Origin of the sequence: Blastopirellula marina, assembly GCF_002967715.1 — a bacterium.
Taxonomy (GTDB): Bacteria; Planctomycetota; Planctomycetia; order Pirellulales; family Pirellulaceae; genus Bremerella; species Bremerella marina_B.
Map to the genome: position 1 here is coordinate 53572 of NZ_PUIA01000094.1, position 15964 is coordinate 69535.

A 15964-nucleotide genomic window follows, 5' to 3' on the forward strand; every position below is an offset into this window, starting at 1 on the left:
CAACCTATCGATATCAACTAACATCTAAGCAAGGATCCTCCCATGGCGAAGAAGTCGACTTCCTCCGCCGCGAATAGTTCAGAAGGCGCTGGCGATCTGCGTGCCCCAGCCGAACAAATGTTCGCCGAAGAGATCGAGGCCCTGATCAAGGAAGACAAGCACGACAAACCGCCCGGCTGGAAGATGTCGGCCAGGGCCGTGCATACCTATATTTGCGGCGGCAAGGCAGGCAAACTCGACATCACCCCCAAGTACATCGGGCATAACCGCCTGGTCGAGATCGCCATCGCCACGCTCGTAACCGACCGAGCTCTGCTGTTGATTGGCGAGCCAGGTACAGCCAAGAGCTGGCTCTCAGAGCACTTGGCCGCGGCGATTAACGGTGATTCAACGAAAGTTGTCCAAGGGACCGCCGGCACGACGGAAGAACAGGTTCGCTACACCTGGAATTACGCGATGCTCATCGCCCATGGCCCCAGCAAGGAAGCATTGATCAAAAGCCCCATCTTTCGCGCGATGGAAAGTGGCAGCCTGGCCCGGTTCGAAGAGATCACGCGGTGTGCCTCCGAAGTGCAAGATGCAATGATTTCGCTGCTATCCGAAAAGCGGCTTTCCGTCCCGGAACTGGCAGTCGAAGTCCCAGCTCAAAAGGGATTCTCCGTCATTGCCACGGCCAACACGCGTGATCGCGGCGTAAACGACATGTCGGCTGCTCTCAAGCGGCGGTTCAACATCATCGTCCTACCCACACCAAGTTCGATCGAAACCGAGATTGAGATCGTGGGCAAACGTGTGCAGGAATTGGCAACGAACCTGGCCCTCAAGTCCGAGCTACCGGCAGCCGATGCCATTGAGCAAGTCGTTACGATCTTCCGCGAACTGCGCAGCGGACAAACCCTTGATGGCAAAAACAAGCTGAAATCCCCGTCCGGCGTTCTTTCCACGGCAGAAGCGATTTCGGTGCTCGCTAATAGCATGGCCCTTTCGGCCAGCTTTGGTAATGGTAGCGTTTCCGCGGATGATATCGCCGCGGGCCTGCAAGGTGCCGTGGTGAAAGACGAAGAAAAGGATCGCATCGCCTGGCAAGAGTACCTATCGAACGTGCTAAAGAAGCGGGGCACCCAATGGCGACCACTTTACACCGCCTGCTCGGAGCATAACACGTGAGCTGGCAGATCCCCGTTTTTGGCGTGCGTCACCTTTCACCGATGGGAGCATGGCAACTGCGCGCCTACCTCGACGAGATACGCCCCGAGGTGATTCTTGTCGAAGGGATCGACGACGCCACGCCGCTGGTCGGGGATATGACCCGCAAGACGACGCGTCCCCCGATCGCGATTCTGGCCTACACTGACACGCTACCCGTTCGTACGATCGTTACTCCCTTTGCCCGCTATAGCCCCGAGTACCAGGCCATCCTCTGGGCAGCCGAGAACAAGGTCGATGCCCAGTTCTTCGATCTTCCTTCGGAGTGTTTCCTCGGCTTGATCGATGCTGAATACGAACGTCGCGAGAAGCAGCGTCGGGAAGCATTGGAAGCAACCGAGAGCGAAACAGGTGAGGCCGAGTCTTCTGCCCCCGACGAAGTTGCCGCCCCGATAGAGCAGCCCAAACTGTCCCTTTACCAGCAAGTAGCCAACCAAGCTGGTGAAACCGATTTCGAGACTTACTGGGAACGCCATTTCGAACATAACTTGGCTCGGGGAAGCTACCGTGGTTCGTCATACGAGTTTGGCGCTGCCGTGCGCGACCTGGAGGAAGACCGTCCCCATTGGCGGGCAGAGAACCTCGTACGCGAAGCCTACATGCGGCGGCGCATCCAGCAGACCATTGATGCAGGCACACCTCCGGAAAAGATCGTCGCCGTTGTCGGTGCGTTCCATGCCCCCGTACTGCGTGGCGATCTTCCCGCGATGACCGACGAAGAACTGGCTTCGTTGCGTCGACGGTCGAGCAAACTGACATTGATGCCCTACTCGTATTTCAAGCTCTCCTCGCAGTCAGGCTACGGTGCTGGCAATCGGGCTCCGGCCTATTTCGAGTTGCTCTGGCGGTCGCTCAACGAAGGAAACGTCCGAAGTCTTTCCCATCGTTATCTTTCCCAGGTTGCGATCAACTTGCGAAAAGCGGGCACACATCGCTCGACGGCCGAGGTGATTGAAGGGGTTCGCCTGGCCGAGACTCTCTCGGCACTCAACGGAGGCCAAGCCCCTACCCTTGCCGATTTGCGTGACGCAGCGATTACTCTGCTAGGCCACGGCGAATTGACGACCGTGAAAGAAGCATTGGTCCGGGTCGATGTTGGAACCGAGATAGGCGAACTTCCGGAGGGGGTCAGTCAGACATCGATCCAGGCCGATTTCGAGCGAGAACTGAAGCGGCTCAAGCTTGCCAAATACAAGACGGCGGTCGAGCAAACCTTAGATCTCGATCTTCGTGAGAACCGGCAAGTCTCCAGCGAGGAAGCAGCTTTCCTTGATCTCAACCGCTCGTCCCTGTTTCATCGCCTGCGGATGCTTGGCGTTCCTTTCGCTGCTTGGACGCATACCCGACAAGAGTCAACAACATGGGCCGAACGCTGGGTCATCCAGTGGTCGCCTGAGAGCGAGATCGCCCTAGTTGAAGCTGTACTGGAAGGAGAAACCATCCTCCTGGCAACCGCCTTCCGGTTCAACACGCTGCTGGAGAAAAGCCGCACCATCGCTGACGCGGCGAAGCTGGTGAACGATGCTTGCCAGTGCGGCATGATGGAAGCCATGGATCAGGCTCGTCAGCGGCTGCAGGAACTTTCATCCGGGACTTCCGACTTTGTCGCCATCGCGCAAGCGGCCTTTGAATTGGCTCAGGTAGTACGCTATGGCAGCGTCCGCCGCTTTGATCCAGAGCCGCTCATTCCCTTGATCGAAGAACTGTTCGTCGAAGCGTCGTTGGCACTTTATTCAGCCGCAAACTGCGACGATAGTGCGGCATCGACTTTGCTAGAGGCAATCGACCAGGTAAACCGTGTTGGCTTGGAATTCGCCGAGCGGGTCGAGGAGAATCTTTGGACGGACCGTTTGCAACAGCTCGCGGACTCCGACGATCGCAATCCGCTATTGTCAGGCTATGCATGTGCATTGCTCTTGGAACGCGGCCTGATTCCCAACGAAGCTCTGTCGCGTGAAGTCTCACGGCGGTTATCCCCAGGCGTTCCGGCCGATCTTGGAGCCGGCTGGTTTGAGGGACTTGCCCAGCGGAATCGCTACGCCTTACTGGCTAGGCAGACGTTATGGGAACAGTTGGCTGAATATGTGGCATCCCTGGAAGACGACCAATTCAAACGAGCACTCGTCTTCTTGCGACGTGCGTTTACGCAGTTCGTTCCCCGCGAACGACGCCAAATCTGCGAAAACCTGGCAGAACATTGGGGGCTTAATCAGGACGAGACCGCTGAACTGCTCGAAGCTCCGCTGAGCGAAGAGGAAGAAGAAAAGCTATCGGACCTGAACGAATTCGATTTCGACGACTTTTAGGAGGCTGCCAAACATGGATGCAGAACAACTCGCTCGCTGGCGTCTGATCCTGGGGGCCGCTTCGCAAGAATCGCTTGGCAGCATGGGGCCTGGCTGCAGCTTGTCGGCCGAGCAGATGGAAATGGACGCGGCATTGGCCGAGATCTACGGTGGCGGCGGTGATGAAGAGCTTTCCCAAGAAGATTGGGCTTCTGGGGAGAAGCGAGTCGGACATGGCCCTTCCAAGGGGCGCGTCACGCCTAAGGTTGCCAAATGGCTCGATCAGATACGGACCTTCTTCCCCACGGATGTCGTGACGTTGATACAGCACGATGCGATCGAGCGCAGGGGCATGAAGGAACTGCTGTTCGAGCCCGAGATTCTCTCGAAGGTCGAACCATCACTGGACCTGGCCAGTACCGTGCTTGAGCTGAAGAACCTCGTTCCAGAGAAGGCAAAAGATGCCGCCCGAGATTTGGTACGGACCGTTGTCGAAGACATTCGCCGGCGTCTGGAACAACGTTTCGTGCAAGCCGTTCGCGGAGCACTCAACCGCAATCGGCATTCGCCGTTTCGCAGTTTGCCAAATCTCGATTGGACGCGGACCATTCGGCAAAACATCAAAAACTACAATCCGACTCTCAAGACGATCATTCCTGAGCAAATCTCCTTCTTCAGCCGACAGCAGCGGCAGAACGATTGGAACATTATCATTGCCATGGACCAATCAGGATCGATGCACTCTTCGCTAATATTCGGTGGAATTATGGGGGCCATTCTGGCTAGTATGCCTGCTGTGGAAACGCATGTCGTTGCGTTCAACCACGAAGAGGTGGTTGACCTGACCGAGCATTGCCACGACCCGGTCGACCTGCTGTTCGGGGTGCAGCTCAGTGGAGCCGAAGACTACTGGATGGCAACGAGCTACTGCGAGCGTTTCATGCATACGCCTGACAAGACGCTGTACATCGTTTTAGGGGACCTCTACGACACAAGCCCCAACGAGAACCGATTCGTTCGCAAGATGGAAGCCCTGTTGGAAGGAGGCCTCAAAGCGATTGGTCTGCTGGCCATTTCCGACCAGGGAAAGCCTTCGTTCAACGAGAATCTGGCCAACAAGCTGGCGAAGCTAGGTATGCCCTGCTTTGCCTGTACACCCAACCGCCTGCCAGACATGCTTGAGGCTGTTTTACGCGGCAACGACCTGAAGAAATTCGCTGAGACCGCAACCGACAAGTAGCCCCTTATCCGGCAAAACCTACCAGGATTGGCCTGGCAACATAATCCTTCACGGTGCCCACTTCACAACCAGACAGCCATTGGTTTGTCCCTAAAAGATTAGAACAAAAGTCTTTTCGCAAGATTTCGCTCTCTTAGAATAGATAGTAGGCTAAAACTGCCCTAACCACTGTTTTTGCTTGCCTTGTCACACCATCACCACATCAGTCGTATGCCACCAGGATGGTCGGCACCCCTTGGGGAAGGATGCGCTGCGCGATGCCTGAAAATATCCGCATTCTCCTGATCGAAGACTCGCCCAAAGAGGCTGGGCTCGTCGAACGCTATCTTCTCGAAGCGGCAGAGAACTTCTCGGTCGTCCACGTCGATCGTCTCGACACGGGTCTCGCCAAGTTAGCCGATGGAAAGATCGATGTCATATTGCTCGACCTCGATTTGCCCGACAGCCATGGTTTAGAAACGATTCGATCGCTGCATGCCAAGTCGCCTCACCTGCCGGTTGTAGTCCTCTCGGATCGAGTCGACCGTGACCTGGCCGCCAGGGCCATTCAGGATGGTGCGCAAGATTGCCTTCCGAAATCGAATATCGACCCTGATTCCCTCACGCGCTGCGTTCGCTATGCGATCGAACGCACGCATCGCCAGTTGGTCGAATCCACACTTGAAAACTCGGAAGCTCGATACCGAGGCCTGGTCAATTCGCTCCCTGTATGTGTCTTGCAGAAAGATCTCGACGGGCGATTCATTTTTGCCAATCAAGCCTACAGTGAATTCACAGGACACGTCATCGAAGATATTCTGGGCAAAACCGACTTCGACCTCTCGCCGGTAGAGGTGGCCGAAAAGTTCCGCGAGGATGACCGCAAGGTTTCCGAATCGGGAAAGCAGTTCCGCGATATCGAAGTCAACACGACCGACGGCCACACCTCGTGGGTCGAAGTCATCAAGTCCCCCATTCGGGATGCCCACGGAAACATTGTAGGCACCCAGGCCATCTTCTGGGACGTTACCGAACGCCAAATGGCCGTCGATGCCCTGCTGAAGGCAAAAGAAGCCGCCGAAGAGGCTAACCGCGCTAAGAGCGAGTTCCTGGCGAACATGAGCCACGAGATTCGCACGCCTCTCAATGCCGTCATTGGCATGGCTGAACTGCTGCTGGATACGTCGCTCACCCAGACGCAGCGAGACTACCTAAAAATGGTGCACGAATCAGGAGAGTCGCTTCTATCGGTCATCAACGACATTCTCGATTTCTCGAAGATCGAAGCAGGTAAACTCGATCTGGTCAGCAAACCGTTTGATCTGCGCGAAACGGTGGGTGACATGATGAAGCCACTGGGCGTACGGGCCGGTGGTAACGGGTTAGAGTTGACCTGCCACTTTGATTCCGATGTACCCGCGGTCATCGAAGGAGACCCGCATCGGCTTCGCCAGATTATCGTGAACCTGGTTGGCAATGCGATTAAGTTCACCGAGCAGGGTGAAATCGACTTCGATGTCTCGGTCGAGTCGAGAAACAACGGCAACGTCGATCTTCATTTTCAGATCCGTGACACCGGAATCGGCATCCCAGACCATAAGCTAGGCACGATCTTCGAAGCCTTCGAACAGGCCGACACCGGCTCGACACGGCAATACGGCGGCACCGGCCTTGGCCTGGCCATTTGTGCCAGACTAGTCGAGTTAATGGGGGGCAAGATCTGGGTTGAAAGCCAGATTGGTACGGGTAGCACGTTCCATTTCACCGCCCCCTTCCCCGTGACTCGCGCCGATCGGATCCCGCATCCCCGAGCGGCGGCCCGTATTCAAGGTACGCGTGTCCTGATTGTCGATGACAATGCGACCAACCGTACCATTTTGGATGAGATCGCACGCAGTTGGGGAATGCGCACCCAGCTTGCCGCCGACGCCGAAGAGGGTTTGATCCTTCTCAAGGAAGCGTATGCGGTTGGCGACCCTCACTCACTGCTGCTAACCGATGTGGAAATGCCCGGTAAGGACGGAATCGACCTGATCGCCGCAACCCGCGATATTCCGAACCTGAAGGATACGCTGGTCATTGTTTTAAGCTCTTCCGAGCGCCCGACAACACGTAAGCGTTGCGATGACCTGCGGATCAGTTCGTTTCTGATGAAGCCGGTGAAACAGTCCGAGCTTTTCGATGCCATCATCGTGGCCCTCGGCGTAGCCTCGCCTGAGGATGAAAACGAAGTCAAATCGATAGGAGGCTTGCCGAAGATTCGTCCACTGAAGGTTCTTTTGGCCGAAGACAATCGGGCCAATCAACGCCTGGCAATTGCACTGCTTCAAAAATGGGGACACGACGTCACGCTTGCCGAATCGGGCAAGCAGGCGGTCGACCAATGGGAACGCGGCCAGTTCGATTTGATTGTGATGGATGTGCAAATGCCGGAGATGGACGGGCTCCAGGCAACTCAGGCCATTCGAGAACGTGAAAAGGAACGCGGTGGACACGTACCAATTATCGCCATGACCGCGCACGCGCTGGCAGGTGATCGCGAGAAATGCCTCGAAGCCGGAATGGACGGCTACACTTCCAAACCGCTTCGGATCCAAGAACTGCACCAGGCGATTGCCGAGTTCTTCGAAGCGGAAACTCCAACCGCTACCGATGAGAAACCAAGTACGTCGGTGGCGGAACCGCTAGTTGACTGGTCGCACGCGCTGCGGGCATGCGATGGGGACAAGGAATTGTTCTTTGACCTGCTGCATCTCTTCCTGGAAGAGACACCAGAACTCTTGAATGCGCTCGACAAGGCGATCGAAGAACGGGATACCGAAGCGATTCATCGCTCCGCGCATACGGTGGTAGGTTCACTGCGCATTATCGGCCCTACCGAGGCTGGTGAGGTTGCCCTGCAGATCGAGAAAGCCGCCCACCAAGACACGATTGAACATGCTAAAGATCTCTCTCAGAAGTTGCGCAGTTGCATCGATTCGCTCTTTGCGGAAGCAGCTCAAATCGTCGAAGGGCGACAGACGTTACCCTAGCGGTATGCTGTTGATGCCCGCAATCTAATGTGTCACCAAGAAAATCGTCGATCTTTCCTTAAATTGGGAATAGGATTCGCATAAGAATTTTCGACATAGGTAAGATACGGTCGACGGTCGTCACGATGACGGCGTGGAGCTTTATTTGTGCGCACGTTAAGCAACTTTTGTAGGCACTTTGGTGCCTACTTGATGGGAGATTTATGCCTGAAGCGGAATGGGAGCGGCTTACTGCGGAGGCTCGTCGAGAAAAGGGAGCAAATTGGCGTCGCTGGGGCCCCTATCTGGCAGAACGGCAATGGGGAACCGTCCGAGAAAGTACCGTTGAAGCCGAACCGTGGCTCAACTTTACCCACGAAGAGGCGCGGTGGCGAGCCTATCGGTGGGGTGAAGACGGCCTTCTGGGCATTTCCGATCGTCAATGTCGGCTTTGCTTTGCTTTGGCCCTGTGGAACGAAAAAGATCCCATTCTCAAGGAGCGGCTGTTCGGATTAACCGGCCCTGAGGGAAATCACGGCGAAGATGTCAAAGAGGCGTACTATTACCTCGATTCGACCCCTACCCACTCCTACATGAAGGCCCTCTACAAGTACCCTCAAGCCGAATTCCCTTACCAACGACTACGAGAAGAAAACGCGCGGCGAAATCGTCAAGAACCGGAATTTGAACTCACCGATACCTGCATCTTCGACGAAAGCCGCTACTTCGACGTTCAAGCCGAATACGCCAAGGCATCCCCCGACGACATCCTCATCCGGATCACCGTTTTTAATCGAGGGCCCGAAGATGCCCCCATTCACCTGCTGCCTACGTGGTGGTTCCGCAATACATGGGCCTGGGGCCCAACGCTCGAGAAGCCAGAGGCCAAGCCGTCCCTCTCGGAAATCAGCCCGGATCAATTAAAAGTACGTCACGAAACATTGGGTGAGCATCACATCTTTGTCGACGAAGGCCCCGACGGCGAGACGCCCCCGTGGCTGTTCACCGAAAACGAAACAAACACCTGGCGTTTCGAAGATGGCGAAAGCCGACGTCCTTCCTGCAAAGACGCGTTTCACCTGGCGGTTGTCGATGGTATGGAAGGAGTGGTTAATCCCAAGCCGAAGGGCACGAAGGCCGCGGCGCACTTCCAGTGCATCGTCCCCGCTGGAGAATCGGTGCAGTTTCGATTGAGAATTGCGCCAGCCAGTGATCTTCCTGTGACTCCCTTCGGAGCCGAGTTCGAGGACATCTTTACCCAGCGCATCAAAGAAGCCGATCGTTATGCCAAGTCCCGGGTTTCTCCTGGCTTGACCGAAGACGAACAAACAATCCTTCGCCAGGCAGACGCCGGGTTGTTGTGGACGAAGCAATTCTATCACTACGTCATCCCGCGCTGGCTCGAGAACAACGGCAATCCCAAGAAAAAGGACGAGAAGCCCATGCCTGGGGAGCCCAGTCCTCGCAACGCCGACTGGGGCCACTTGTACAACAAAAACATCATCTCGATGCCAGACAAGTGGGAATACCCTTGGTACGCGGCCTGGGACTCCGCGTTCCACCTGATACCGTTCGCCAAGATCGATCCGTTCTTCGCCAAGGACCAGGCGATCTTGTTCCTCCGCGAATGGTACATGCACCCTAATGGTCAGTTACCGGCCTACGAGTGGAATTTCAGCGACGTGAACCCTCCCGTTCATGCCTGGGCATGCTGGCGGGTCTACCAGATGACGGCGTCTAACGGCGACCGCGATCGTGTCTTTCTCGAACGCGTTTTCCAAAAGCTGCTGCTGAACTTCACCTGGTGGGTGAATCGCAAAGATATTCGTGGCAAACACGTCTTCAGCGGCGGTTTTCTAGGGCTTGATAACATCGGGATCTTCGACCGTTCGAAGCCGTTGCCTACCGGCGGTCACCTCGAACAAGCGGATGGAACAGCCTGGATGGCGTTCTACAGTTCGAGCATGCTTTCGATTGCATTTGAGCTGGCTGACGGCAATCCGGCTTACGAAGATATGGCCTCGAAGTTCTTCGAACATTACGTTTCCATTGCCGAAGCCATGAATAGCTTGGATGGCACAGGTTTGTGGGACGAAGAAGATGGCTTCTACTACGACCACTTGCATCTCGATGGCAAAAGCATCCCCTTAAAGATTCGCTCGATCGTTGGGCTGATCCCCTTGCTAACCGTCGACGTGTTGTTCGAGAAAACGATCGCCAAACTTCCCGCGTTTCGTAAACGCATGGATTGGTTCCTCAATTTCCGCCCGGAACTGACCAAGTTCATGACCTACATGGAGTGTGAGCCGGAAGGGGAACACGACGGGCATCGGTTGCTGGCGATTCCGACGAAGGATCGCCTGATGCGAATGCTGCGTTACTTGCTGGATGAAGACGAGTTCCTTTCGCCATACGGTATTCGCTCGCTATCGAAGTACCACGAGGAACATCCCTTCGAGTACGAACTGCACGGCGAACGTCTGTGCGTGAAGTACCTGCCGGCCGAATCAGACAGCGGGCTGTTCGGGGGAAACTCGAATTGGCGCGGACCGATCTGGTTCCCTCTCAATTACTTGATCATCGAAGCACTCGAGCGTTATCACCAGTTCTACGGCAAGTCACTGCGTGTAGAATGTCCGGCCCGTAGCGGCAAATACATGGACTTGCAGCAAGTTGCCGACGAGATCCGTAAACGGCTCTCGAAATTGTTCCTGGCCGACTCCGAAGGGGATCGTCCCAGCTATGCTCGCACCGAAGTACTGCTGAACGATCCGAACTGGCGTGACCTGGTGCTCTTCTACGAGTACTTCGACGCCGAAACAGGCAAGGGCCTCGGTGCGAGCCATCAGACAGGCTGGACTGCCCTGATCTCGCCAATCCTCGGCACGCTCGCTGCAAGGCGAAACGAAAAACAAGCTGCCGCGGCAAGCCAGCCGAAAAAACTAAGCAAGCAAACCTGAGCCCCAACTGCGAGGCAAAAGCTCTCAGACAATCTTGGACAGCCATAAACCAGTTCTGCTAAAACAATGTTCGAGCAGAACTGGTTTTTTCGTCGACAACTTGAATCTGAGTCGCATTATGAAGAAGATTCTGGGCTTTCTTTTCTCGTTATGGCTAACCTCGACGTGCCTGTCCAATCCATTGCCACAGGGCTTGACGCAACCACAGTCTGAATCTTTTCCCCAGTTGTATCAGTTCACAGACACCTGCAACGTCTATGTTCTGAAGCACGAGACCGACGCCTTGCTGTTTAACGTAGGCGACGGCCAGGTGTTCGAGGTGTTGCCCAAGATCGGCATCGAGCGTATCGACAAGGTACTTCTCAACAACCATCACCGAGAGAACCTACAAGGCTTAGCCCACGTTCTGCCAAACATACCAAAGGTTGCCGCGTCCAAGACTGAAGCTGAAATACTGGCGGCCCCCACCAGCTATCGTAAATGGTATCCGAATCTGGGTGACCAGTATTCCGTCTACGGGGCCAGCTATGCTCGCCCGCCACAAAAGCCGATACCTGTTGACCACCCACTGGAAGACAATGCGGAGTTCACCTGGAACGGTTATCGTATTCGGTGCCTTCAAACGCCTGGGCACTCTCCCGGCGAAATGACCTATCTGGTCTCGAAGGATGGCAAGGAGGTCGCTTTCACCGGCGGCCTCATGCATGACGGATCGCGTTTTACCAACTGGTTCGACTCAGAGTGGGATTACGGTTTCGCGAAAGGAATTGACGCTCTCGCGACATCCGTCGATCGACTTGTTGCCGAAGAGATCGACGTCATGCTTCCCGTCCAGGGGCCTGTCATTCAAGACGCCAGATCTCAGCTGAAGACCTATCGAGAGCGACTCGACAAGTTTCGGGCAGCCTATATCCGCGGCTATCCTGTCTTCGACAAAGATCCAGACAAACGCGATCGTATTTCCACGGAAACAGAAATCCCTCATCTAAGGCAAGTCACGCCGCATCTCTACAAATTGAGCAATGAGTTCCAGGGGCGAAACTTCTACATTATTGTTTCCGATAACGGCCACGGGCTGATCCTCGACTGCGGACTTTTCCCCGCGAAAATCCTTGAAGAGATCATCCTCGGGCTTCGCCAACATAAGGGGCTGAAGCAAATCGACGCATTTTGGATATCCCATATGCATGGCGATCACTTCCTGCACGGACCACTGCTGCGGGAAAAATACGGGGCCAAATCCTGGACGCTCGACAAGATCGTCGACCGCTGCGAGAACCCGCGAAAGTACGACTACGCGGCCTTGGTATCTGCCTACGGTGATGGTTTCGACGGAATGCCTATCGACAAAGGCTTTGCCGACGGTGAAGTCATCGATTGGGAAGGCTACAAGATACAAGTCGACTGGTTGCCGGGGCAAACTGAGTTTGGCTGCTGCCTATGGCTGGACATCGACGGCAAACGAATCGCGTTTACCGGTGACAATCTATTTGGCGACCCACGTGACGAAAGCCAAACCGCTCACGACTGTGTCGTTGCGCGCAACAGCGCGATTCTCGAAGAGGGGCATATCCTTGGTAGCAAGTACCTGCTCGATTTGAATCCCGATTTCGTCATGGCTGCCCATTCCTACGTCTTGCCCCAACCGAAGGGGATTCTCCAGCGGTATCACAACTGGTCGAAGGAGATGGCCTCGCTCTACCAGGAGATGCTGCCGGAAAGAAATTACGAGTATCTCTTCGATCCTTACTGGGTTTCGGCCTACCCCTACCGTGTAAACCTGAATGATGGCAGCCCGCAAAAGGTCAGGATCACGGTGCGTAACTTCCGCGATCACCCGCAGAAACACCACGTGAAACTCGTTCTACCCGAGGGCGTCACCGCTGATCCAACCACGTTAACAGGAACTGTCGCGGCAAACAGCCGGCAATCATACGATGTGCTGCTTTCCACCAACCTGGATGAAGCCAAATCCGAAACCCTTTCCATCATCCCCTTGGATATCGAACTCGACGGAAAACACTACGGTCAGTGGTTCGATATCCTCATCGGTTGGCAGCCACCGCCGAAATAATCATCACGCTGAAAGCACGATCACCACACTCCAAGAAACTGCCATTCCTGTAGATACGGGAACCAACTATGGCACACATTAGGTACCGCGCAACAAAAATCCGCCCTGGCAATCACCAGACCGGATTTAATGTAAGACCATGCTATCAAACAGCTTAGAAGTAGCGGCAGAGGGACTCGAACCCCCGACACGCGGATTATGATTCCGCTGCTCTAACCAACTGAGCTATGCCGCCATTGAGACTCTAGACATTAAGATCTCCCGTAAGGTTCGTCAACGGGGGAAGCCTCCCCTCTTCGGTAAACTTCGTGCGGAAAAGGCGGATCATTGGTATAGATGGAAAAGATCGACCTTTTGGCCCAGCCGGGCCGTCGATTTGGGGGAATTGTTTTCGTAAGTGACTCGGCGTGTTCCCTTCTCGGGGACACACTCGTAATAATGGTATGTTTCCTGCCACACTTATCCTGAAATCCAATCTCTTCCCCCATTATCCATGGCATCACGCAAGCAAAAACGCAAGCAATCGTCCGCTAAGTCCCAGACCATCCCTCGTTGGGTCCTGCTGGCCGGTGGAAGTTTGATCTTCATTCTCTTGGCTGTCTCGCTGGTTACGGCCGACTGGTATTATGCGATGCCGTCGGACACGAAGCTGACCTACGTGGGCCGTAACTCGTGTATTGAATGTCATCAGTCCGAGCACGCCAAATGGGAAGGCTCGTACCACGACCTGGCGATGGACCTGGCCACCGAAGAAACCGTGCTGGGCGATTTCGAAGGGCAAGAAATCGAACACTACGGTATCACGTCGAAGATGTTCCGACGCGATGGCAAGTACATGATTAATACCGAAGGCCCTGACGGCCAGATGCAAGATTTCGAGATCAAGTACGTCTTCGGCGTGAGTCCTCTACAACAGTACATGGTCGAGATCGATCCCCCGACGCCTGGCTCGGCCGAGGGCTCCATCGGGCGCGTGCAGGTTCTACGTGTCTCATGGGATACCGAAAAGAAAAAGTGGTTCTACCTTTCACCGCCGGACGTGCACGAGAAACTAGAAGTCGACGATCCGCTGCATTGGACCGGACGCACGCAGAACTGGAATCACTACTGTGCCGACTGCCATTCAACCAATCTGCAGAAGAATCACGACCTGGCAACCGACACATTCCACACTACGTTCTCCGAGATTGACGTCAGTTGTGAAACGTGCCACGGGCCAGGCAGCGCGCACGTAAAATTGGCCAAGGCCACCAGCTTGTTCTGGGATCGCAACTTAGGGTATGGGCTCAAGATGCTGAAGGGGGATTCGACCGAGGCTCAGCTCAACCAGGTCGAAACCTGCGGAACGTGCCACTCGCGCCGCCAAGTGATCTGCCCTGATTACCAGATGGGGAACAACTACTACGACCAGTTCAGCAACGAACTGATTTCGGAACATACCTACTACTGCGACGGCCAGATCATGGACGAAGACTACGTCTATGGCTCGTTCCTGCAGAGCAAGATGTTCCACAAAGGGATCCGCTGCACCGACTGCCACGACCCGCACTCGACCAAAATCAAATTTGAAGGGAATTTGCTGTGCACATCATGCCATCAGCATCCCGCCGGCAAGTACGACACGCCTGCCCACCACTTCCACAAGACGGGCTCGACGGGGGCTTCCTGTGTCGAGTGCCATATGCCGGAAACAACCTACATGGAAGTCGATCCACGGCGCGACCATAGCATCCGCATTCCCCGTCCCGACCTTTCGGTCAACCTAGGGACTCCCAACGCCTGCACCAAGTGCCATCTCGATAAGGCCGAACTTCCCACGGAAGAACATCCCGAGGCCAAACGTTACGATCAATGGATGGCCCTGGCCCGCGGTGGCGATGAAAAGGTTCGCGAGGCCTTAGCCAAGGTCGATAAGTGGGCACTCGATGCAGTCGACCAATGGTACGGTCCAACGTCGAAGATTCCCAAGGGAGAGCACTTCGCGTACACGCTCAAAAAGGCTTGGGACAATAATCCCAATGCCGGCAAAGACCTCATCGAATTGGTTCGCGATACGCAGCAGCCAGGCATCGTCCGGGCCAGCGGCATGATGTATCTGGCCAATTACTTGAACGAGGACGGCGTCCGCACCGCGCTGCGGTACCTATCCGACAGCGATCCCCAAGTGCGTATCGCCGCGATCGAAACCCTACGCGATCTCCCCCCCGTTACGCCTGATGTTCAAGGCCAGGTGCTCGATGCATTGCTGACGCGTCTAACCGACGAAGATCGTGCCGTGCGAACCGAAGCGGCCTGGTCGCTGGCCAACCAGGATGGCGAAGCCCTTCGCCTGCGAGGCAAGAGCGAAGCCTTCCAAAAGGCGTTGAACGAAGCGATCGTCCAGCTCGAGCGCGATAGCGATCAGCCATCGGCGCATCTTTCCATGGGTGTTCTGTACGAACGCATGGGGGATGTTGCCAAGGCCGAGAAGGCATACCGCACCGCCATCCGGATCGGACCCAACTTCACCGGGCCACGATCTAATCTGATTAGTTTGCTGCAAGATCGACAAGACAGGGAAGAGCAGCAAATGCGTCAACTTGTTGTTCAAGGGAATCGACCGGCAGCGGAACAAATGACAACAGGGCTGGCAGAGCGAGCGGTCGAGATCGCCCGTTTCCGACTGGAAGAACTCGACAACTTGAAGCGCGACGTCAGCCAGCAACCGAACTTCGCCCCGCTGCAATATCAATTCGGTTCGGCCCTTTACTTAGCCGCGCGAAATACGACACCAGACAGTGCTGGTCCGTTCTACGACGAAGCGTTCGCTGCCTACAAGCGGGCCAAAGAACTAGAGCCTAACAGCGTGCAGTATGCTTACATGTACGCTCTGATTGCCCAGTACCTCGAGCGTTGGGAGGAAGCCGATCAGGCAATCGCCGACCTGTTGGAGATCGACCCGAACAACCCTGATTTCCGCGGCCTGAAAGAGCAAATCAATGCTCGCTATTCACCGCGCCAGGCACAACAGCGGCAGTAGACATTTCGTGATTACACCAGTAACAATCGTCTGTGCGATTTCCGTTACCCTGATCGCGAGTCTATTTTCATCCCGCAAACTTGATACGGCCTTGCATGGTTTGTCGGCGTTCGCAGGCGCGTACGTTATGGCTCCCTCCATCACGGTTAGTCCTCCGTTGTATTTCAGAGACTATGATGCAGCCGCTTTC

The 15964-nt window shown here is 55.3% G+C and carries 7 protein-coding genes and 1 tRNA gene; 7 read left to right on the forward strand and 1 reads right to left on the reverse strand.

The window, feature by feature from the left end; genetic code table 11:
- The first annotated feature begins 42 nt into the window (after positions 1-42).
- The 6 genes from C5Y96_RS26175 (at position 43) to C5Y96_RS26200 (ending at position 12755) form a co-directional block, all read left to right on the forward strand.
- Positions 43-1167, forward strand: a complete 1125-nt coding sequence (locus tag C5Y96_RS26175) for an ATP-binding protein (protein WP_105359543.1) — start codon at positions 43-45, stop codon at positions 1165-1167.
- Positions 1164-3512 (forward strand): DUF5682 family protein, encoded by a 2349-nt coding sequence (locus C5Y96_RS26180; protein WP_105359544.1) that lies wholly within the window; start codon positions 1164-1166, stop codon positions 3510-3512. Before C5Y96_RS26175 ends, C5Y96_RS26180 begins: the two co-directional genes overlap by 4 nt.
- A 13-nt stretch (positions 3513-3525) precedes the next feature.
- Positions 3526-4731 (forward strand): VWA domain-containing protein, encoded by a 1206-nt coding sequence (locus tag C5Y96_RS26185; protein ID WP_105359546.1) that lies wholly within the window; start codon positions 3526-3528, stop codon positions 4729-4731.
- A 257-nt stretch (positions 4732-4988) separates the two neighbouring features.
- Positions 4989-7742, forward strand: coding sequence for a response regulator (locus C5Y96_RS26190; protein ID WP_158261438.1), 2754 nt, complete (start codon positions 4989-4991; stop codon positions 7740-7742).
- A gap of 203 nt (positions 7743-7945) precedes the next feature.
- A complete protein-coding gene (locus C5Y96_RS26195; RefSeq protein WP_105359550.1) occupies positions 7946-10681 on the forward strand; it encodes an MGH1-like glycoside hydrolase domain-containing protein in 2736 nt (911 codons plus the stop codon).
- 118 nt (positions 10682-10799) lie between these two features.
- Positions 10800-12755 (forward strand): MBL fold metallo-hydrolase, encoded by a 1956-nt coding sequence (locus C5Y96_RS26200; protein ID WP_105359552.1) that lies wholly within the window; start codon positions 10800-10802, stop codon positions 12753-12755.
- A gap of 161 nt (positions 12756-12916) precedes the next feature.
- On the opposite strand, the gene C5Y96_RS26205 is transcribed toward C5Y96_RS26200, so the two are convergent.
- Positions 12917-12990 (reverse strand) — tRNA-Met (locus tag C5Y96_RS26205).
- Between the two features lie 258 nt (positions 12991-13248).
- Here C5Y96_RS26205 and C5Y96_RS26210 point away from each other — a divergent pair.
- The gene (locus tag C5Y96_RS26210) at positions 13249-15774 is read left to right on the forward strand and encodes a HEAT repeat domain-containing protein (RefSeq protein WP_105359554.1); all 2526 of its coding nucleotides are present in this window, start codon (positions 13249-13251) and stop codon (positions 15772-15774) included.
- Positions 15775-15964: the final 190 nt, after the last annotated feature.